The 18,247-nt window shown below is 45.9% G+C and carries 27 protein-coding genes; 15 read left to right on the top strand and 12 right to left on the bottom strand.

All coding sequences use genetic code 11. The features are described 5' to 3' along the window. Window positions 1-24 precede the first annotated feature (24 nt). The 3 genes from adk (at window position 25) to DXE44_RS00895 (ending at window position 1,489) form a co-directional block, all read left to right on the top strand. On the top strand, window positions 25-690 hold the full coding sequence (adk, locus tag DXE44_RS00905; RefSeq protein ID WP_114651906.1) for an adenylate kinase: 666 nt from the start codon (window positions 25-27) through the stop codon (window positions 688-690). Between the two features lie 105 nt (window positions 691-795). Then, on the top strand, window positions 796-1,179 hold the full coding sequence (locus DXE44_RS00900; RefSeq protein ID WP_114651904.1) for a type II toxin-antitoxin system RelE/ParE family toxin: 384 nt from the start codon (window positions 796-798) through the stop codon (window positions 1,177-1,179). Further along, the gene (locus DXE44_RS00895; protein WP_114651902.1) at window positions 1,172-1,489 is read left to right on the top strand and encodes a helix-turn-helix domain-containing protein; all 318 of its coding nucleotides are present in this window, start codon (window positions 1,172-1,174) and stop codon (window positions 1,487-1,489) included. The genes DXE44_RS00900 and DXE44_RS00895 overlap by 8 nt, the downstream gene beginning before the upstream one ends. 5 nt (window positions 1,490-1,494) lie before the next feature. On the opposite strand, the gene nrdR is transcribed toward DXE44_RS00895, so the two are convergent. Then, complete coding sequence (gene nrdR / locus DXE44_RS00890) at window positions 1,495-1,941, bottom strand: transcriptional regulator NrdR (RefSeq protein ID WP_114651900.1); 447 nt, start codon at window positions 1,939-1,941, stop codon at window positions 1,495-1,497. 41 nt (window positions 1,942-1,982) lie between these two features. Then, window positions 1,983-3,227 (bottom strand): serine hydroxymethyltransferase, encoded by a 1,245-nt coding sequence (gene glyA / locus DXE44_RS00885; protein ID WP_114654295.1) that lies wholly within the window; start codon window positions 3,225-3,227, stop codon window positions 1,983-1,985. A 76-nt stretch (window positions 3,228-3,303) separates the two neighbouring features. On the opposite strand from glyA, the gene tolQ reads away from it, so the two are divergent. The 4 genes from tolQ to tolB are packed head-to-tail and all read left to right on the top strand — an operon-like array spanning window position 3,304 to window position 6,445. Further along, on the top strand, window positions 3,304-3,960 hold the full coding sequence (gene tolQ / locus DXE44_RS00880) for a protein TolQ (protein ID WP_114651898.1): 657 nt from the start codon (window positions 3,304-3,306) through the stop codon (window positions 3,958-3,960). 2 nt (window positions 3,961-3,962) lie between these two features. Then, window positions 3,963-4,382: an ExbD/TolR family protein gene (locus DXE44_RS00875; RefSeq protein ID WP_114651896.1), complete on the top strand. Its 420-nt coding sequence runs from the start codon at window positions 3,963-3,965 to the stop codon at window positions 4,380-4,382. A gap of 19 nt (window positions 4,383-4,401) precedes the next feature. Continuing rightward, a complete protein-coding gene (gene tolA / locus DXE44_RS00870; RefSeq protein WP_114651894.1) occupies window positions 4,402-5,130 on the top strand; it encodes a cell envelope integrity protein TolA in 729 nt (242 codons plus the stop codon). A 10-nt stretch (window positions 5,131-5,140) separates the two neighbouring features. Beyond that, window positions 5,141-6,445, top strand: a complete 1,305-nt coding sequence (gene tolB / locus DXE44_RS00865) for a Tol-Pal system beta propeller repeat protein TolB (RefSeq protein ID WP_415064953.1) — start codon at window positions 5,141-5,143, stop codon at window positions 6,443-6,445. A gap of 13 nt (window positions 6,446-6,458) precedes the next feature. On the opposite strand, the gene DXE44_RS00860 is transcribed toward tolB, so the two are convergent. Both DXE44_RS00860 and parS read right to left on the bottom strand, forming a co-directional pair. After that, a complete protein-coding gene (locus tag DXE44_RS00860; protein ID WP_114651892.1) occupies window positions 6,459-6,947 on the bottom strand; it encodes an RES family NAD+ phosphorylase in 489 nt (162 codons plus the stop codon). Continuing rightward, window positions 6,944-7,444, bottom strand: a complete 501-nt coding sequence (gene parS, locus DXE44_RS00855; protein WP_114651890.1) for a type II RES/Xre toxin-antitoxin system antitoxin — start codon at window positions 7,442-7,444, stop codon at window positions 6,944-6,946. The genes DXE44_RS00860 and parS overlap by 4 nt, the downstream gene beginning before the upstream one ends. A gap of 170 nt (window positions 7,445-7,614) precedes the next feature. On the opposite strand from parS, the gene pal reads away from it, so the two are divergent. From pal to queC, 3 genes are read left to right on the top strand one after another with little or no spacing between them, the layout of a single operon-like run. Beyond that, complete coding sequence (pal, locus tag DXE44_RS00850) at window positions 7,615-8,115, top strand: peptidoglycan-associated lipoprotein Pal (RefSeq protein ID WP_114651888.1); 501 nt, start codon at window positions 7,615-7,617, stop codon at window positions 8,113-8,115. After that, window positions 8,115-8,846 carry a tol-pal system protein YbgF gene (ybgF, locus tag DXE44_RS00845; RefSeq protein ID WP_114651886.1) on the top strand — a complete coding sequence of 244 codons (732 nt, stop codon included), beginning with the start codon at window positions 8,115-8,117 and terminating at the stop codon, window positions 8,844-8,846. Before pal ends, ybgF begins: the two co-directional genes overlap by 1 nt. 29 nt (window positions 8,847-8,875) lie before the next feature. Continuing rightward, entirely contained in the window at window positions 8,876-9,622 is a 747-nt protein-coding gene (gene queC / locus DXE44_RS00840) for a 7-cyano-7-deazaguanine synthase QueC (protein WP_114651884.1), read from the top strand. Between the two features lie 5 nt (window positions 9,623-9,627). Here queC and DXE44_RS00835 read toward each other — a convergent pair whose 3' ends face one another. Together DXE44_RS00835 and DXE44_RS00830 are read right to left on the bottom strand one after the other, a co-directional pair. Then, window positions 9,628-9,996, bottom strand: a complete 369-nt coding sequence (locus DXE44_RS00835; RefSeq protein ID WP_114651882.1) for a helix-turn-helix domain-containing protein — start codon at window positions 9,994-9,996, stop codon at window positions 9,628-9,630. Then, window positions 9,993-10,301: a type II toxin-antitoxin system HigB family toxin gene (locus DXE44_RS00830; RefSeq protein WP_114651880.1), complete on the bottom strand. Its 309-nt coding sequence runs from the start codon at window positions 10,299-10,301 to the stop codon at window positions 9,993-9,995. The genes DXE44_RS00835 and DXE44_RS00830 overlap by 4 nt, the downstream gene beginning before the upstream one ends. Before the next feature lie 100 nt (window positions 10,302-10,401). On the opposite strand from DXE44_RS00830, the gene DXE44_RS00825 reads away from it, so the two are divergent. Further along, window positions 10,402-10,617, top strand: coding sequence for a hypothetical protein (locus tag DXE44_RS00825; protein ID WP_114651878.1), 216 nt, complete (start codon window positions 10,402-10,404; stop codon window positions 10,615-10,617). On the opposite strand, the gene DXE44_RS00820 is transcribed toward DXE44_RS00825, so the two are convergent. From DXE44_RS00820 to DXE44_RS00795, 6 genes are all read right to left on the bottom strand, one after another. Continuing rightward, complete coding sequence (locus DXE44_RS00820) at window positions 10,581-11,198, bottom strand: riboflavin synthase (RefSeq protein ID WP_114651876.1); 618 nt, start codon at window positions 11,196-11,198, stop codon at window positions 10,581-10,583. The two genes, DXE44_RS00825 and DXE44_RS00820, sit on opposite strands and share 37 nt — an antisense overlap. Window positions 11,199-11,251: 53 nt before the next feature. Further along, the gene (gene ribD, locus DXE44_RS00815) at window positions 11,252-12,367 is read right to left on the bottom strand and encodes a bifunctional diaminohydroxyphosphoribosylaminopyrimidine deaminase/5-amino-6-(5-phosphoribosylamino)uracil reductase RibD (RefSeq protein WP_114651874.1); all 1,116 of its coding nucleotides are present in this window, start codon (window positions 12,365-12,367) and stop codon (window positions 11,252-11,254) included. A gap of 143 nt (window positions 12,368-12,510) precedes the next feature. After that, on the bottom strand, window positions 12,511-12,996 hold the full coding sequence (locus DXE44_RS00810) for a pilus assembly FimT family protein (RefSeq protein WP_231970517.1): 486 nt from the start codon (window positions 12,994-12,996) through the stop codon (window positions 12,511-12,513). A 49-nt stretch (window positions 12,997-13,045) separates the two neighbouring features. Next, window positions 13,046-13,321, bottom strand: coding sequence for a hypothetical protein (locus tag DXE44_RS00805; RefSeq protein WP_114651872.1), 276 nt, complete (start codon window positions 13,319-13,321; stop codon window positions 13,046-13,048). After that, window positions 13,321-13,689, bottom strand: a complete 369-nt coding sequence (locus DXE44_RS10190; RefSeq protein ID WP_197712786.1) for a hypothetical protein — start codon at window positions 13,687-13,689, stop codon at window positions 13,321-13,323. The genes DXE44_RS00805 and DXE44_RS10190 overlap by 1 nt, the downstream gene beginning before the upstream one ends. Window positions 13,690-13,897: 208 nt before the next feature. Then, window positions 13,898-14,236: a prepilin-type N-terminal cleavage/methylation domain-containing protein gene (locus DXE44_RS00795; RefSeq protein ID WP_114651870.1), complete on the bottom strand. Its 339-nt coding sequence runs from the start codon at window positions 14,234-14,236 to the stop codon at window positions 13,898-13,900. A 131-nt stretch (window positions 14,237-14,367) separates the two neighbouring features. On the opposite strand from DXE44_RS00795, the gene ribBA reads away from it, so the two are divergent. The 4 genes from ribBA to DXE44_RS00775 all read left to right on the top strand — a co-directional run bounded on the left by ribBA (window position 14,368) and on the right by DXE44_RS00775 (window position 18,189). Continuing rightward, the gene (ribBA, locus tag DXE44_RS00790) at window positions 14,368-15,519 is read left to right on the top strand and encodes a bifunctional 3,4-dihydroxy-2-butanone-4-phosphate synthase/GTP cyclohydrolase II (RefSeq protein WP_114651868.1); all 1,152 of its coding nucleotides are present in this window, start codon (window positions 14,368-14,370) and stop codon (window positions 15,517-15,519) included. A 17-nt stretch (window positions 15,520-15,536) separates the two neighbouring features. Next, window positions 15,537-16,052, top strand: a complete 516-nt coding sequence (gene ribH / locus DXE44_RS00785; protein WP_114651866.1) for a 6,7-dimethyl-8-ribityllumazine synthase — start codon at window positions 15,537-15,539, stop codon at window positions 16,050-16,052. Window positions 16,053-16,060: 8 nt separating this feature from the next. Continuing rightward, window positions 16,061-16,555, top strand: a complete 495-nt coding sequence (nusB, locus tag DXE44_RS00780; protein WP_114654293.1) for a transcription antitermination factor NusB — start codon at window positions 16,061-16,063, stop codon at window positions 16,553-16,555. A 161-nt stretch (window positions 16,556-16,716) separates the two neighbouring features. Then, the gene (locus DXE44_RS00775; RefSeq protein ID WP_114651864.1) at window positions 16,717-18,189 is read left to right on the top strand and encodes an NAD-dependent succinate-semialdehyde dehydrogenase; all 1,473 of its coding nucleotides are present in this window, start codon (window positions 16,717-16,719) and stop codon (window positions 18,187-18,189) included. Window positions 18,190-18,247 lie beyond the last annotated feature (58 nt).

Below are 18,247 nucleotides of genomic sequence, written 5' to 3'. Positions count from 1 at the left end.
TGAGGGTCTTCTAAGGGGAAAACAATGCGGTTGATTCTGCTCGGTGCACCAGGTGCTGGCAAAGGAACACAAGCTCAGTTCATTTGCGAAAAATTTGCTATTCCACAAATCTCGACAGGCGATATGTTGCGCGCTGCTGTTAAGGCTGGAACAGAACTTGGCATTGCTGCTAAAAAAATTATGGATGCCGGTGGCCTCGTTTCTGACGACATCATCATTGGCTTAGTCAAAGATCGCTTAACTCAGCCTGATTGCAGTAAGGGTTATTTGTTTGATGGTTTTCCAAGAACCATCCCTCAAGCGCAAGCCATGAAAGATGCGGGTGTGCCAATCGACTATGTGCTAGAGATTGATGTGCCATTTGATGCCATCATTAATCGCATGAGCGGTCGTCGCGTGCACCCAGCTTCAGGTCGCACTTATCACATCACCTTTAACCCACCAAAAGTTGAAGGCAAAGATGATGTAACTGGTGAAGACTTAATTCAGCGTGATGATGACAAAGAAGAAACTGTTCGCAAGCGCTTACAGGTGTACAACGATCAGACTCGTCCATTAGTAGAGTATTACTCCACTTGGGCCACTCAAAACAACCCTGCTGATAAAGTGAAGGCACCTGCCTATCGCAAAGTCAGTGGCACTGGAAACGTTGAGGACATTACTGCTTCAACCTTTGCAGAACTGAAATAACTCATATTTATCAATTAAAGGGGCTGCTTTTGCAGCCCCCCCCCTTTTTTCTTTGTCAAGAAAAGGGGTATTATTTAACTAACGTACTTAGTGGTATAGTTTTTTATGACCAAAAAACGTACCTTCAAGACAAAAACTTTTAATAGGTGGATGAGAAAAACTGACCTAAAAGATGAAGATCTACTCTTCGCAGTTGCGGAAATGGAGGCGGGCCTCGTTGATGCAGATCTTGGTGGGAATGTTTTTAAGAAAAGAATTGCCCTGCCAGGCATGGGGAAAAGGGCGGGGGCAAGAACGCTGGTAGCAGGAAAAATTTTTAGGAAGTGGTTTTTTATTTTTGGCTTCGTGAAAAATGAAAAAGATAACATTGATGATGATGAGCTGGTTCATTTACAAGGCGCAGCAAATAGACTGCTTCACCTAACTGATAAAGATATCGAAGAAGCAATCCTTGCTGGAGAACTAAAGGAGCTAACAAACAATGCTTAATAAATCAAAAAGTCGAATTATTGAAGAGATGACGGATACCGTAAGGGGTCTTCATAAAGCCGGCGTTATCACTAAAAAAAGTATGGAAGAATTCGAGGCTTTGCGGCATCTAGAGGTAAAACCAATGACAGCCAAACGCATCAAGCAACTACGGAACAAGACCCATTTGAGTCAGGCTGTCTTTGCCTTAGCAATCAACACTAGCCTATCGACAATTCAGAAATGGGAGGCTGGCGATAAAAAACCTAGCGGAACATCTTTAAAACTCTTGTCACTAATAGAGAGAAAAGGATTGGAAGTTATTTTGTAAGGACATTACTTCAACTCTTTCAGCGCACTCTCAAAAGACTCGATATCCGCAAAGCTTCGATAGACCGAGGCGAAACGAATGTAGGCCACTTTATCCAGGCGCTTGAGTTCTCGCATTACTAGCTCACCTACGCGTTCACTCGGGATTTCTTTTTCACCAAGACTGAGCAATTTCTCTTCAATCCGGGCAATAGATTCATCAACTGAGTCAGAAGAGACTGGGCGCTTACGTAAAGCCAGCTTAACTGAGCTGACTAACTTTTCATGACTGTACTCAACACGACTACCGTTCTTCTTAACGATCGCCGGCAATACGAGCTCAACACGCTCGTAAGTCGTAAATCGTTTATCGCATTTTGAGCAACGGCGGCGACGGCGAATGGTATCGCCTTCGTCCGATACCCGGGTATCTAGAACCTGGGTATCGTCGTTATGGCAAAAGGGGCAGCGCAATGTAGCTCTTCTTTATGTTTTAGTTTGGTGGGTTATTTGCATTAACCGTAAACAGGGAAACGCTTGGTCAACTCAGCCACTTGCGCACGAACCTTGGCGATGTTGTCAGCATCATTTGGATTATCTAAAACATCCGCAATGAAATTACCAACTTGACGCGCCTCAGCCTCTTTAAAGCCACGTGTTGTCATTGCTGGTGAGCCCAAACGAATACCACTCGTCACCATTGGTTTTTCCGGATCATTCGGAATGCCGTTCTTGTTGCAAGTGATATGTGCCTCGCCTAATACGCGCTCAGCTTCTTTACCAGTCATTTTCTTGGCGCGCAAATCCACCAACATCACATGTGAATCTGTACCACCAGAAACAATGCGTAAGCCACGAGAAATTAATGTCTCTGCCAAAGCTTTAGCATTAGCTACTACTTGCTTTTGATAATCAACAAAGCCAGGCTCTTGCGCCTCTTTAAATGCTGCCGCCTTACCAGCGATCACATGCATCAAAGGGCCGCCTTGCAAGCCAGGGAATACCGCAGAGTTAATGGCTTTCTCATGCTCAGCCTTCATCAAGATAATGCCGCCACGTGGGCCGCGCAAACTCTTATGCGTTGTTGAAGTCACGATATCAGCATGTGGCACTGGATTTGGATATACACCTGCAGCAACTAAGCCTGCGTAGTGCGCCATATCCACCATAAAAATCGCGCCTACTTCCTTAGCTAACTTACCGATGCGCTCGAAATCAATTTTTCTGGAATATGCAGATGCACCAGCAATGATTAATTTTGGCTTGTGCTCACGAGCCAAACGTTCCATTTGCTCGTAATCGATCTCTTCATTTTTATCTAAGCCGTAAGCGATTGGATTGAACCACTTACCGCTCATATTGAGAGCCATGCCGTGAGTCAAATGACCACCTTCAGCCAAACTCATACCCATGAAGGTATCGCCAGGCTTCAAGAAAGCCAAGAAGACTGCTTGGTTGGCAGATGCACCGCAATGCGGCTGAACGTTTGCTGCTTCAGCGCCAAACAAGGCCTTAACGCGGTCAATCGCCAATTGCTCAGCAACGTCCACGAACTCACAACCACCGTAATAACGCTTACCTGGATAGCCTTCAGCATACTTATTGGTCAACTGAGAGCCCTGTGCCTGCATGACTGCTGGGGAGGTGTAGTTCTCAGAAGCAATCAGCTCAATATGGTCTTCCTGACGCTTATTTTCATTCTGAATCGCTGCCCACAATTCGGGGTCAGTTTTAGCTAAAGTGTTTTGGCAGTTAAACATGGTCATAATCCTGATGAAGTTGTATTGCTGAGTGAATTAACTTAGTAAAATCAACCTACATCATACAAAATCCACCATGACCACCACACAAGACCTCTCATTCCTCTCCCTAGTCCTTAATGCCAGCCCATTAGTCCAGTTAGTAATGTTGTTATTACTGAGCATGTCTGTAGCCTCTTGGACCATCATTTTTAAGAAAACCGCCATTTTGCGGGGCGTAAGACAAGATACCGAGCGTTTTGAGCGGGACTTTTGGTCCGGTGGCGACCTCAACACTCTTTTGAACGCCGCCCAGCACAATACCCGTAGCGATGCCGTTTTAGAGCATATCTTTGAAGCAGGAATGCAGGAGTTCATGAAAGTTCGTGAAATCGACGCCGCCCGCCGTGCCATGAAAGCGACCTACCAGCGAGAAATAGACATGCTAGAAGCCAATCTACCCTTCTTAGCCTCCGTAGGTTCAGTCTCCCCTTATATCGGCCTCTTTGGCGCCGTTTGGGGCATCATGCACTCCTTCCGCGGCTTAGCTAACGTCCAGAACGCCACCTTATCGGCAGTAGCCCCAGGTATTGCAGAGGCGCTGATCGCTACCGCTATCGGTTTGTTTGCCGCTATCCCTGCGGTGGTTGCCTATAACCGCGCCGCAACCGATGTGGATCGCCTGGCAATTCGTTTTGAAACCTTTATTGAAGAGTTCACTAATATCTTGCAACGTCAGACTGCAGGCAAATAAGCATGGCTGGCTCACTCAGAAAATCCTCTAAGCGTCGGGCAATGGCCGACATCAATGTGGTGCCCTACATCGATGTGATGTTGGTATTGCTGGTCATCTTTATGGTGACTGCGCCGATGGTCAATCCTGGCGTCGTTAATCTACCAACAGTAGGTGGTGCAAAAGTACAATCTTTGCCTCCCGTCTTTTTAACGATTGATGCCAATGAAAATGTCATCGTGCGCAAAGATGGTGATCCTGTTCAGACTTTAAATAAATTTGAGCTCGGAGCGTTTGCACGCTCACAAGCAGAGAAGTCCGCCGAACAACCGGTTGTGCTTGCTGCAGATAAATCCATTAAATACGAAGTCGTGATGGATGTGATGTCCAAGCTAAAAGAAAATGGCGTGAAGCGTGTTGGCCTTGCAGTGAAGAGTCAGTAAGCCTCTTTGTCTTTTATTCATGAATAGCGCACAGACTTTTCACTCGACCTTTTCTCGAGGCCGCCTGACTAAAAATGAAAGTACTAAACGCGCTTTCAGTCTCTCACTTGCTGCGCACTTAGGTTTACTTGCATTTTTGGTAATCGGCATTAGCTGGAACAACTCCACCCCCTCAGGAGTGGAAGTGGAGCTATGGGATGCCAGTCAGCAGGTAGAAACTCCTGTCGTTCCTGAAATTAAAACAGAGATGAAAGAAGAAGCAGCTGACATCGCCATCAAGAAAAAGAAGGTTGAAAAAGAGAAGCCTAAAAAAGCAGAAGCACCTAAACCAGCCGCTCTAACTCCTGCGCAAATTAAAGCCAATGCAGAAGCAGATAAGAGGCGAGAAGCCAATATTGCTAGTCTTAGAGGAATGGCAGCCAAAGATGGTGGCACTGGCGGTTCTGTCGGAAGCGGCGTTGGTGCCGGAGGGACTGCGCCTCCTGGATGGAGCGATAAGGTCATTAAAAAGGTTCGCGCCAATATCACCTTTAATGCCGATTCTTTCAAAGGCAATAAGCAAACTATTGTTCAGGTAAAGCTTGCTCCAGATGGTGCCATCTTGATGAGAGTGATGACTTCGAGCAGCGACGATAACGCTTGGGATCAAGCTGTCCTGAGCGCAATTGATGCAACACAAAGTCTACCTAAAGACGACAATGGTCAATTTCCAACCCTGACACCTGAACTTAAACTCAAACCGAAGTAATTTACTAGACATGATCAAAAATATCACACGCTCTTATACCAAGACCTTTTTGTGGGTTATGACTCTCGGCTTAAGTATTGCTAGTCTTCAGAGTCATGCCCAGATGAGTATTGAAATCACTGGAGTAGGTCAGTCGCTCTACCCCATCGCCGTGATGCGCTTTAAGGATGAGAATAAGCTCCCTACCAGCGTTACTGAAATCATTCGCCAAGACTTGGCACGTAGTGGTTACTTTAAAAATACTGAGAACGGTAATGCCAGCGAAAGTGATGAAGGCACTCCGAACTATAAGTCTTGGTCTGCACGTGGCGCTGATGCATTGGCGGTTGGCTCAGTTATGCAAACTGGTCCGTCTCAGTTTGAGATTCACTATAAGCTTTTTGATATTCGTAAATCCGAAAGCTTGGGCGGTTTAGATATCAACACTAGCGCCGACAACTTACGTGCTGCCGGACATAAGATTGCCGATGACATCATCTTTAAGTTGCTAGGTGAGCGTGGCATATTTTCTACTCGCCTCTCCTACGTTATCAAAGAGGGTAAACGTTATCGCCTCGTGATTTCCGATGCGGATGGTCAAAATATTCGCAACGCCATGAGTAGTGGTGAGCCCATCATCTCATCATCATGGTCGCCTGATGGTAAGAAAGTGGCTTATGTGTCCTTCGAAGATCGCAAGCCAGTGATTTATGTTCACGAGCTCGCTACTGGTCGCCGCATTTCCCTATCGAACCAAAAGGGTAATAACAGTGCGCCAGCTTGGTCTCCTGATGGTAAGAAATTAGCCGTATCACTCTCAAAAGATGGCAACACTCAGATCTACGGCATTAATGCGGACGGCAGTGGACTTCACCGCCTTACTCGTGGTCGTACGATTGATACAGAGCCGCAATATTCTGCAGACGGTCGTTATATTTACTTCACGAGTGACCGCGGTGGTAATCCACAAATCTACCGCATAGGCGCTGAAGGCGAGCAAGTTGAAGGTGCAAAACGCATTACGTTCAAACAAGGTTTTGTGACTTCACCGCGAATTTCACCGGACGGCAAGTATTTGGCATATATCGCTAACATTGGCGGAGCCTTCCGTCTTTACATCCTCAATCTAGCAACTGGCGACTCACAAGCTTTAACAGATGGCACCAGCGATGAGTCCCCTTCTTTTGCTGCGAATGGGCGCTACGTCCTTTATTCCACCAAAGTCGGTGGCAAGCGGGTATTGGCGGCAGTCTCAGTAGACGGCAACTCCAAGCAGGTATTAAGCATTCCAGGGTCTGATGTGCGTCAGCCATCCTGGGGTCCATTTATGGACTAAAGCAATTAACAGATTAAGGCAGACTCACTAAACGAGGGTCATAAGAAAATTTCTCAATTTTCTTAGCCTTGATCAGCTTTGTATCCGGATGTAAGGGATTAATCAATACGTTACTTGCTTGCGGTATGACCACTGAAGGTACAAAGAGTAAAGCACTCGCATTGGATTGCAGCCACTTCTCACCTTTATCAATACTCACTGTTCCTGCCGGTAAAGCATCCCAACCGAATCCAGCAGTTTTGAAATTGAATTTCTTAGCCATGTCCCATACTTTTGTTGGGATATCAATGCGCACTAAATAGCGATTTAAGGGAAGGCCTTGTGCATTGATATGCACTAAGGTCTCTAAACAAGCAAGGGCAATCGATTCAGAGGTATAGAGAACAGGTGTCCCTTTTTTATTCCATCTCCCGCCTGATTTTTTTGCCCCTTCGCCACTGAGATCATCCGCCTTAAACGTGGGCGCATCCAATGCAATTCTCCAAACGACCTGAACACTCATGCGTATGCCCCAGTTTGAATTTTGGCAAGAAGATCGGAAATCATTTCCTGGCCAGAAATCGTATCTAAGTAGGCCGATGGCTTCTCGCCACCTAAAGCTGGAGATGGTTTTTCAAGCCAACTCGCTACCCACTTGGCAGCGTCAAAACCATCTGGGTTTCCTGACTCAGCAATCATTGACTCGACCTGTCCAACAAGCTTAGCCATACCAATCAAACGCTCACCTTGCTCAATAGGTAATATTTGACTTGCAGCTAACTTCTTGTCCACAGTTGATCTAGGTAAATTCAAATACCTAAATAAGGTATCTTTTGTAATGCCCATAGAATCAGCGATGACATTGATGTATCGAGCTGGAACCCCCGTCCGCATCAATCGAATGCGATCAATAGGCTGAACTCGATAAATTTGAGCAAAAGAAAAATCTGACTGAACTCCAGCAACCAAGTTTTTGCGAGTCACTTTTGTGCCGGGCTTTTTGGCGATGACACTAGACATCTTTAATTCCTCATTTGAGGAATAATTTTACCTCATTTAAGGAGAAATGCAAATATGCCTTATAAAGTAAAAAAGGAAGCATCATTTCCACCCAAATAGGCTAATCTTAGGGGCATAATATTGTCTATTAGCTTAATTAATTGCCTGTTTTGTAGGAAAAAGGAAAGATCATGAAAATTTCTATCGCGCGCCGTGCCGCAACCCTGACCCTTGTGGGCGCAACCGCTCTTCTCTTGGCAGCTTGCTCAAGCGTCAAATTGGATGATGTTGATGGTGCCAATGGCGGTGGTAGTGGTAACTTTGGCTCGCAGCCATGGAATGATCCGAGCAGCCCACTGTTCCAACGTAGCGTGTACTTTGATTTCAATGAATACACCGTTCAGACTAAGTATCAGAAACAACTCTCTGCACACGCAAGCTTCTTAAAAGCCAATCCAAAACAGAAGGTCATCATTCAAGGTAATACTGACGAGCGCGGCACAGCTGAATACAACTTAGCTTTGGGTCAACGCCGTTCAGATGCGGTGCGTAAGTCACTCAACTTGATGGGAGTTTCTGACAACCAGATGGAAGCAGTGAGCTTTGGTAAAGAAAAACCAAAAGCTGAAGGTGATAACGAAGCGGCATGGGCAGAAAATCGCCGTGCTGACATTGTTTACATTACAAACTAATGCGTAGCCCTTCACACTCTTTTAAACAAACGCTCTCACGAGCGTTTTGTTTAAGTGCCGCCACTCTTTGCCTGAGCGCCTCTGGCAATGCATGGGCCCTCTTTGCTGATGATGATGCACGTAAAGCGATATTAGACTTACGTAAATCTCTAGCCACTACGCAACTTGAATTACAAGGTCAAATCGATAAACTCAAAACAGAGAATGCGGAGCTACGTGGCAAGGTAGAAGAGCTTGAGAAACTGGGTGAAGATATTGGCGCCAGTCAAAAAACCTATTACCAAGATCTCGATAACCGCCTAGGGAACTTTGAGCCCCGCACAGCAACTATTGAAGGTGTCAGTGGCACGGTCCAGCCGGGTGAGAAAAAAGCCTATGATGACGCATTAAAGACCTTTCAATCTGGCAATCTCAAAAAAGCAGACAGCGACTTTTCTGCTTTTGCTAAGAAATACTCTAATAGCCCTTATGCCCCGCTGGCACTCTTTTGGAGCGGTAACAGCAAATATGCCAACAAGGATTACACCGGTGCGATTGCGCAACTGCAAAACCTGATTAAGCGCTATCCAAACCATCCACATATTCCAACAGCCATGTTGACACTCGGTAATGCGCAATTGGAAAGTGAAAATAAGACTGCTGCCAAGAAGACATTTAACGACATTATCAGCAAGTATCCGGATACCGAAGCAGCAAAAGATGCGCAGCAACTGATCGCTGCAACTAAGTAATCCAGTAACTCAGGATTCAATACTGTTCCATATCTAAGTTATCTGCTACTTTTGAAAGTATTGCTCCGCGCAAACCTAATGCACCGGCAGTAATTTTGTTTTCTGGTGGACTGGATTCCAGCACCATTCTGGCGTTGGCGAAAGATCTTGGTTACGCGCCCTATGTCTTATCTGTTGGCTATGGTCAACGCCACTCATCAGAGCTAGCAGCAGCAAAACAGATTGCCAAGAAAATGGGTGTCATTCGTCATGAGGTTGTGAATTTAGACCTCACACGCTTTGGTGGATCAGCACTGACAGACTCATCTATCGATATCCCAACAACCCCTAGTAAAGATTTAGAAATTCCGGTCACCTATGTGCCAGCGCGTAATACGATTTTGCTATCGCTTGCTTTAGGGTGGGCTGAGTCATTAGGTAGATTGGATATTTTTTATGGCGCTAATGCCGTTGACTACTCTGGCTACCCAGACTGCCGCCCAGAGTACTTAGCCTCATTTGAGACTATGGCCAACCTTGCTACTAAGGCTGGTGTGGAAGCCATTAATAATGAGAATCGCTTTCGGGTGCACGCGCCCATCATCGGCATGAGCAAAGCAGAAATCATTCAACTGGGTACCACTTTAGGCGTCGACTACTCGCAAACTGTTTCTTGCTACCAAGCAAATGATTTGGGTGAAGCTTGTGGAGAATGTGAATCTTGCCGTCTTCGACAGGCAAGTTTTAAGCAAGCCAACTTGAGTGATCCAACGCGCTACCAAGTAGCACTCAACTAAAAAAATTATGCGCCCTGCTGAATCAAACTTTCAGCCGGAATTCCCAGCATCTTATGTAAATTCCAAATCATTTTTAATGTCAGCGGTCTTTTACGATTAAGTATTTCATAGACACGATTTAACCCGCCAATCATGGGTTGAAGATCTTTTGGCTTCAACCCAGCCTGCTCCATTCTAAATTTAATAGCCTCAATTGGATCAGGGAGAGAAATTGGATAGCGCTTTGCTTCATAAATCTCTGCCAGCATTAGAAGAACCTCAAATCTATCCCCTTTCTTACTACCGGGTATCGGCTCGTTATCAATCAACTGCGAAATCTCTGCTAAAACAAATTTATATTCCGCATTATTACGAATGGGTTTTAATTCCTTCATATAACCTCCATTTCAATTGTCTTGGCGTTAACCCCGTCATACTCCGCATGAGTCCCAATGAACTTAATGTAGAGGGCTCCAAAGCGATAGGCTATTGCAACAATTAAGCGGTATTTATTTCCTTTGATATTAAAAACAACTCGGTTATGCGCAATAAAACCTGCATTTCTATACTGACTCTTAATATCTTGGGGTGATTGCCAATCAGCCTTCACAGCTTCGTCGTGCCAAGACTTTAAGGGTTGCTCGGCATCTTGATGTAACTTCCAAAATTGAACCAAGTATTTTTTTGCAATTATTCTCACAACGTCAGTATAGTCCCAAATTGGGACTATTGATAGTAGGGGCTTAAAACCAGCCTGTTAACAAGGGCTTCCTAGAAATCACAGCTCTTATAATTGGGCCATGCCCAAAAACTTCGCAGTAAAAAAGATTCCGGCTTCTAAGTTAAGCCAAGACTTTGATGGTGTTTTTGACCTTGTGAAGCTGCGACCGATTGGTCTCACAAAGAGTGGTCGAATCACCGCTTATCTAATATCTGCGGGTACCTATGAGGCTTTAATTAAAAATTTATTAATTAATTATCAAATTGAAGATTTACTCAACATCCGCTCAACATAACGCGCAATTAAATCCACCTCTAGATTTACTGCTTCACCCTGCTTGAGCTTCCCTAATGTAGTGTTCTCAAGTGTGTGCGGAATAATATTGATATCGACTAAACATGCATCTTGACTGTCTTGCGTTTTATTAACCGTCAATGAAACACCATTCACCACAATCGATCCCTTATAAGCCAAGAATGGCGCAAGCTCTTTGGGCGCCTCAATCTGCAGTAACCATGAACCATAAGCATCGCCTGCGACAGTGGCAAAATGCGCCACCTTGCCTACCCCATCAACGTGCCCACTCACCAAGTGACCACCCAAACGATCATTGAGACGTAGCGCTTTTTCAAGATTAACGGGGCCTACCTTATCCAGACCAATTGTCTTGCTTAAAGACTCACGGGAGATGTCTAAAGCAAAAGTAGTATCGGTTAATTCAGTAGCTGTCATGCAGGCACCCTGAATGGCAATACTGTCACCCAATGCAACATCATCAAGATATCCGGAAGGTACTTCAACGACTAAGTGCAGCCCATCACCTTTAGCTTGAGCGCTTTTGATTTGACCAACCGCCGTAATAATTCCAGTAAACATAGTGAGATCTTAAATAGGATTTGTAATTTTATTGAATCGTTATTTCGTATTTGCTACTTCTTGCTCAAGCGCAAACGAAGATCAGAACCAAATAGGGTTTGATCGATGATTTGCCAATCCTGGCGTTGATCCAACGCCCCCAAGGGAGAAATGTTTGCCATACCAATACCGTCACCCATAAAGAAGGGGGCGTAGTAGAGCAAGAGCTCGTCAACACAATCTTCTCTCAACAAGGATCCATTTAATTTAAATCCAGCCTCAACATGGATTTCATTCATGTGGCGCTCCTTTGCCAAATACGCAAAGAGTTTTGGCAAACCTACTTTGCCATGAGCATTAGCCATCGCAATCACTTCGACACCAAGAGCTTCAAATGCTTTTGCCTTATCTTGGCTCTCCTGAGAATCCAATGAAGCGCAAAACAAGATAACGCCTGATGCGTTAGGGTGACTCAATACCTTTGCATTTAGCGGTGTATCGAGCTTGGAGTCCACAATAATTCTCCAAGGCTGACGCTCCGTTTGAACATCTCTCACGTTCAAAGTGGGGTCGTCTTCTTTGACGGTACCTACACCAGTCAATATAGCGCAGGCTCGAGCACGCCAGTGATGTCCGTCAGCTCTTGCAAGCGGTCCCGTGATCCACTGACTCTGCCCATTTGGGAGTGCGGTCTTTCCATCTAGACTGGCAGCAATCTTCATCCGCACCCAAGGCAAACCTCGAGTCATCCGAGAAATAAATCCCCGATTGAGTGCTATGGCTTCCGTCTCTAACAAACCACAACGCACTTCAATTCCTGCGGCCTTCAGTCGCTCTAAGCCTTGGCCACCTACCAAAGGATTTGGATCAGTCATGGCTGCAATCACCATAGCCGGCTTTGCCTCAATCAAGGCATCAACACAAGGTGGAGTTCTGCCGGTATGGTTGCATGGCTCTATAGTGACATAGATCGTCGATCCAGCAGGATCCATTCCCTTCGCCCTCACATCAGCCAATGCCTGAACTTCCGCATGAGGTCCACCCACTCTTTGGGTGTAACCCCGACCAATCACTTTTCCATCCTTTACGATCACGCAACCCACCCGCGGATTGGGATTGGATAAATAGAGAGTCTTTTGAGCTTCGGCCAAGGCCTCGCTCATCAATTGGTGATCAACAGCGGTGTACATGGGTCTATTAAAACCGATTGCGGGCTAGAGGGGCAAATTTACCTACAAACTATCTACAGGCTTTGGCTTCCCGAACAGGATCACAAATGCGCCAGCGACCACCACTACCCAAAATCAGTTGCCTTTCAAGACTGGCGTCTTGCTCATGACCCCAGTATTAGGCGATTAGCTACAAAGCCTCCTTGGCCGGTTTTAGCAGCCCCCGCCGCATTAAACAGAATCCCTCTTTTTCCACTATGGGGGTCAATAAATTGCTTGCCCCCACCCTTAAAGTAAATGGGCGCTATATCCCCTTGAGAAAACCAATGATGCTCGACACAGGCTGATGACGCCCGCTTGTCAGAACAGGCATTTTTCACCACCCACCCCTCATCCCAAAGCTTGTCAGTAATGGGGGTAATCTGAATCGGAGTACCCAGCATTAAAGCTTGTCCTCGTGCAAATTGCGCATGAACAATAAAACGTCGAGCGATAGTATCAATTTGTCGAACGGCCATGCCATTTTGTAGCAGCGGCATTGACATGACTGCCATGATGGCAATCAATAGGACCACTGTCATTAGCTCCAGCAAGCTGCCACCACTCTCACCCCCAAAGTAATTCAGGTTTTTATCATTTACACTGTTCATTCAAATTCTTGACGCCAATTTAAGCGGTTGGCTTGTTTAGTTTTTTCATCTAGAAAAACCAAGATCTCGAGGGTGGGATTTCTTTAGTAGAAATGAGCCAGAGATTTTTTCCGACAGATTGAATATGGCAATAAGAGTGATTGAGCGAAGCAATGTTTGCCAAGCTTTCCTCACACTCTAAGAGTAATTTTTCAGATGCGATCAATTTCTTTCCCGCACTGGTAACAGCATTAAGGCGAATGAGTTCAAGTGCGACAGAACGCTCCAAGATCTGAATCAAGGAAGAAATCAAGATGAATAGAGATAAAACCCAAGCAATAATCACTAAAGGTTTCTTGTAGAAAAAGTACGCTCAAATATGCGCTGAATCCTTGCTCCATCAGTCATCACCAGCTTCACCCTGAATGTTTTCGGCACTTTACGAGATTGGCTTATAGGCAGATGCTCAACTTGAATAGACTCGATCGATAAACGCTCCACACCATTCATTAAAGTGGTGTTTTGTAAGCGGCCCTGACGATCCAGTGATTGGCAAATGAGTGAACCGCCATTTACTCGCACACCCTTAGGAAGGCTTGCTTGTCGATCAACAATGAATCCCTGTTGAGTGATACTTTTCTTGGCGCGCTCATTAGTAATGACATTTCCGATGCAATCAAAGTCAACTCCTTTAGATACTTCATGCTTTACCATGATGGAGTCCGAACCTCGAAATCCAACTCCTTTCTAAATATCAATAAAACCTTGTTTTGATTGTTGTGATTGCCTTGCCAATGGAGATGGCAAATTTTGAAATCCTGCCATGCGAATGGATCGGCCAATCAATTCCAAAGCACGATCCGCTTCAAGTGCGAGTGATTGGGATTTCTCCAACTCAATTTGTTTGACGATCAGTTCTCCACTATTTTTTAATAGAGGCCCTACCAAGATGAGGCATAGTGTGAATCCGACGAGGCACTCCAGTAGACTCATTTAATAGGCTTTCTCTCGATACGATTTTTGCTGCTGTAGCTTGGGCAATCTCATGTTGGTCTAGCTCCTGGTGTATTTGCTCTCGTCTTGCCCCTAATTGCCCCATAAGCAGCACTAATTTTTGATAGGTATTACCAAGACTGATCCAGCCGGTTGCTATCAAGGTCATCGCTACAAGCACTTCCAACAAGACAAAGCCATTGGCTTGTCCTTTTAAATCCTGGGGCTTGGTGGGTCTATGGCTGTATTCACTGGGAATCTTGGGCATTGGCCATCCTCCTAAGTCGCATCAAGGGAATACAGCCAATAAATGGGTGCCGATCGTCAGAAAAGCTGGATATTGGGCTCGGTGCGCTAGGTAGAAACCAAAAGCCCCTCCTCAGCTTAAAATAGAGGGCTATGCAAAATATCCTTGCCTCCACAGAAGAAATCGTTGCCGACATGAAAGCTGGCAAGATGGTCATTCTGGTCGATGAAGAAGATCGCGAGAATGAAGGCGACTTAGTGCTTGCTGCCGATCATGTCACCCCAGAGGCGGTGAATTTCATGGCTAAGCATGGTCGTGGATTAATTTGCCTGACTTTGACACGCGAACGTTGCCAACAAATCAACCTTCCTTTGATGGTGCGCGATAACGGCACCTCCATGGGAACCAATTTCACAGTTTCGATTGAAGCAGCTAGTGGTGTTACTACTGGAATCTCAGCGGCAGACCGCGCCCATACAATCAAAACTGCGGTTGCAGCTAATGCAAAACCAAACGACCTAGTTCAACCAGGTCACATCTTTCCATTGATGGCACAGCCTGGCGGTGTATTGATTCGCTCAGGTCATACAGAGGCTGGTTGTGATTTAGCTACCATGGCAGGTTGCTCACCTACCGCCGTGATTTGCGAAATCATGAAAGATGATGGCAGCATGGCACGATTGCCAGACTTGCTCGAGTTTGCCAAAGAACATCAATTAAAGATTGGCAGCATTGCTGATCTCATCCAATATCGTAGTCAACATGAAAGTATTATGGTCCGCGAAGGCGAGCGTGAGTTCAACACTCCTTGGGGCAAGTTTCAGGGCATCGTCTATCGCGATACCCCAAGCTCTTGCATTCACTTGGCTTTAGTTCACGGCAAGCCTTCGGAGAGCGTAGAAACTTTAGTTCGTGTACATGAACCACTTACAGCATTGGATTTCTTGGACGCCAATGTCAGCACCCACTCTTGGCCACTGGCTCAAGCACTCCAAAAGCTAGCAGCCTCACCAGCTGGCGTCGCTGTTTTACTCAATGCCTCTGGTATTGCGGCTCTAGGAGATGCAGATTGGTTGGCACAGTTTCATAAACTCAATGGCGCAGAATCAGAAAACACAAGCGTACCGCCAACACGAAAAACAGATTTCCGTACTTACGGCATCGGTGCGCAAATTCTCAAAGATCTTGGCGTAGGAAAAATGCGTTTATTAGCCAATCCAAGTCCCGTGCCAAGCTTATCTGGATACAAGCTTGAAGTGACTGGCTATACCCCTTTTCAATCCAATCTTGAATCTCAACAATAAGTAATTCCGGGAAATTAATGAATACATCCAATGACGAATCTGCTGTAGGCGTACTTGCTACCGATCTCAATGGTCAAGATCTACGCGTTGGCATCGTACAAGCGCGCTTTAATGAAGCGCATTGCGTTGCCCTCACTACTGCATGTATTGAAGAGCTCATCAAGTTAGGCGTCTCCCAATCTGATATCAAGTTAGTCACCGTGCCGGGCGCATTAGAAATTCCATTCGCACTTCAAAAGTTAGCTGAAACAGGTGAGTTTGATGGCTTGGTTGCACTAGGTGCCATCATCCGCGGCGAGACTTACCACTTTGAACTCGTATCGAATGAATCTGGTGCCGGTATTACCCGTGTTTGCCTTGAGTTTGGGCTACCAATTGCCAATGGTATTCTCACCTGCGAGACGGATGAGCAGGCACAAGTACGCGTTCAAGTTAAAGGCGCTGATTGTGCTAAAGCTGTTGTTGAAATAGCTAACCTAGCATTGGCTCTCACACCAGACATTGATTTTGAAATCAATCCCAGCGAAGAGTAATGATTGATATGACTAAGACTCCCGCAACATCGCAAGCCCCTGTGGCCAGCGCACCAAAACGCTCCCTAACGCCACGCCGCCGTGCTCGTGAGTATGCCCTTCAAGGTGTATATCAAAGTCTAGTGATGCGTCGCGCAGGTAGCCTACCGAATGCCGCAGCCATCGCTAAACAGTTAGCAGAAGACCCTGGCTTTCGTCGTTGCCAACATGATTTATTCCAAGGCATTTTTGCTGGCGTTTTAGAGCGTACAGATGAGCTCGAAGGCATCATTACCCCTGCACTGGATCGCCCTATTAATGAGCTCTCCCCTGTTGAGCATGCTGCTTTATTGATCGGTGCTTATGAATTGGCTATCGACCTGTCCGCGCCATATAAAGTAGCTATTAATGAGGCCGTAGAGCTTGCTAAGACCTTCGGCGGTACCGATGGTCATAAATACGTGAACGGGGTACTAGACCTCTTAGCTCAAAAGCTAAGAAGTGCAGAGATTCAGACGGGCTAAGCTCACCAGCAGCCCAAGCCTCGAAAAGCAGTTCACTAGACCCCTGCACTCGTTCAGAGTCCAGGGGTTTTTCATTACCCTCGCCTGAGGGATAAAATCAGTTGATTAAATAGATTAAGCCATCAACCATCAATAGCTAGAACGATTTTGGAGACTTTGCCATGCAAAAAATAGATATTCGCCCCTTACTCAAAGATCCGAGCTTGTTTAAAGAAGATGCCTTTATTAACGGCGCCTGGGTAAAGTCTGAAAATACCTTTGCTGTTACTAATCCAGCTACTGGCGAGCACCTTGCACAAGTAAGCAATCTTGGGACCAAAGATGCAGAACTGGCAATCCAAGCTGCAGAGGTCGCCTTTCGAGAATGGAAAAGTAAAACTGCTAAAGAGCGTGCCCAGGTGATGCGCAAATGGTTTGATCTGATTATTCAGAATACTCAAGACCTTGCCACTCTGATGACCCTGGAACAAGGCAAGCCCTTAGTTGAGGCAACTGGTGAAGTGACTTACGGCGCTTCATTTATTGAATGGTTTGCAGAAGAAGCTAAGCGGGTAGCAGGTTCTATTCCAAGCACAACTTGGAGCGATAAACGTCTCATCGTGATGAAGCAGCCGATTGGTGTCTGCGTAGCAATTACTCCATGGAATTTTCCGATTACCATGATTACCCGCAAGATTGCGCCAGCAATGGCAGCAGGTTGCACCATTGTTATTAAGCCCGCCGAACTAACTCCGCTATCGGCTCTTGCCCTAGCTGAACTTGCACAACGTGCTGGCGTACCAGCAAGTGTAATCAACATTCTGACGGCAGATGCCGAGCAATCGATTGTGATTGGCAAAATACTGTGCGCCTCACCTGTAGTTCGTCATCTGTCATTTACTGGATCTACAGAAGTAGGTCGTATTTTGATGGCTCAGTGCGCACCTACCGTAAAAAAATTAGCCCTCGAACTTGGTGGCCATGCACCCTTTATTGTTTTTGAAGATGCGGATATCGATGCGGCAGTCTCTGGTGCAATGGCATCTAAATATCGCAACTCTGGTCAAACTTGCGTTTGCGCGAATCGCTTTTATGTCCACAAGAATGTGCTCGATCAATTTGTGGAGAAGTTTGCCAAAGCTATTCAAGCGATTAAAGTGGGTAATGGTATGGAGACTGGCACTACGCAAGGCCCACTGATTGAGCAGGCTGCTTTAGAGAAGGTGGAGAGGCATGTAGCCGATGCCATTAGTAAGGGTGCAAAGCTCGTTGCTGGTGGTAGGCCCTCCCCTTTAGGTGGCACTTTTTATGAGCCCACTATTTTGTCTAATGTCACTAATGACATGCTCATTACCTATGAAGAGACATTCGGACCAGTAGCCCCAATCATCCCGTTTGAAAGCGACGAGGAAGCAATCAGACTGGCTAACAATAGCCAGTTTGGCTTGGCTTCCTACTTCTACAGCCGAGATATTGGTCGCATCTGGAAAGCGGCAGAGGCATTGGAGTACGGCATTGTGGGCGTGAATTCTGGGATCATCTCCAATGAAGTGGGTCCATTTGGAGGTGTAAAGCAATCCGGCTTAGGACGTGAAGGTAGCATCTATGGCATGGATGAGTACCTAGAGCTGAAATACGTTTGTCTTGGTCTGTAAGCTAAGATCAGAAACTAATAAAGCCGCTCTTTTAGGTTAAATGAGCGGCTTTATTTTT

Origin of the sequence: Polynucleobacter necessarius (genome assembly GCF_900095175.1) — a bacterium.
Lineage (GTDB): Bacteria > Pseudomonadota > Gammaproteobacteria > Burkholderiales > Burkholderiaceae > Polynucleobacter > Polynucleobacter necessarius_I.
Note: the sequence above shows the minus strand (reverse complement) of the source record. Positions and strands in the feature narration are given on the sequence as shown.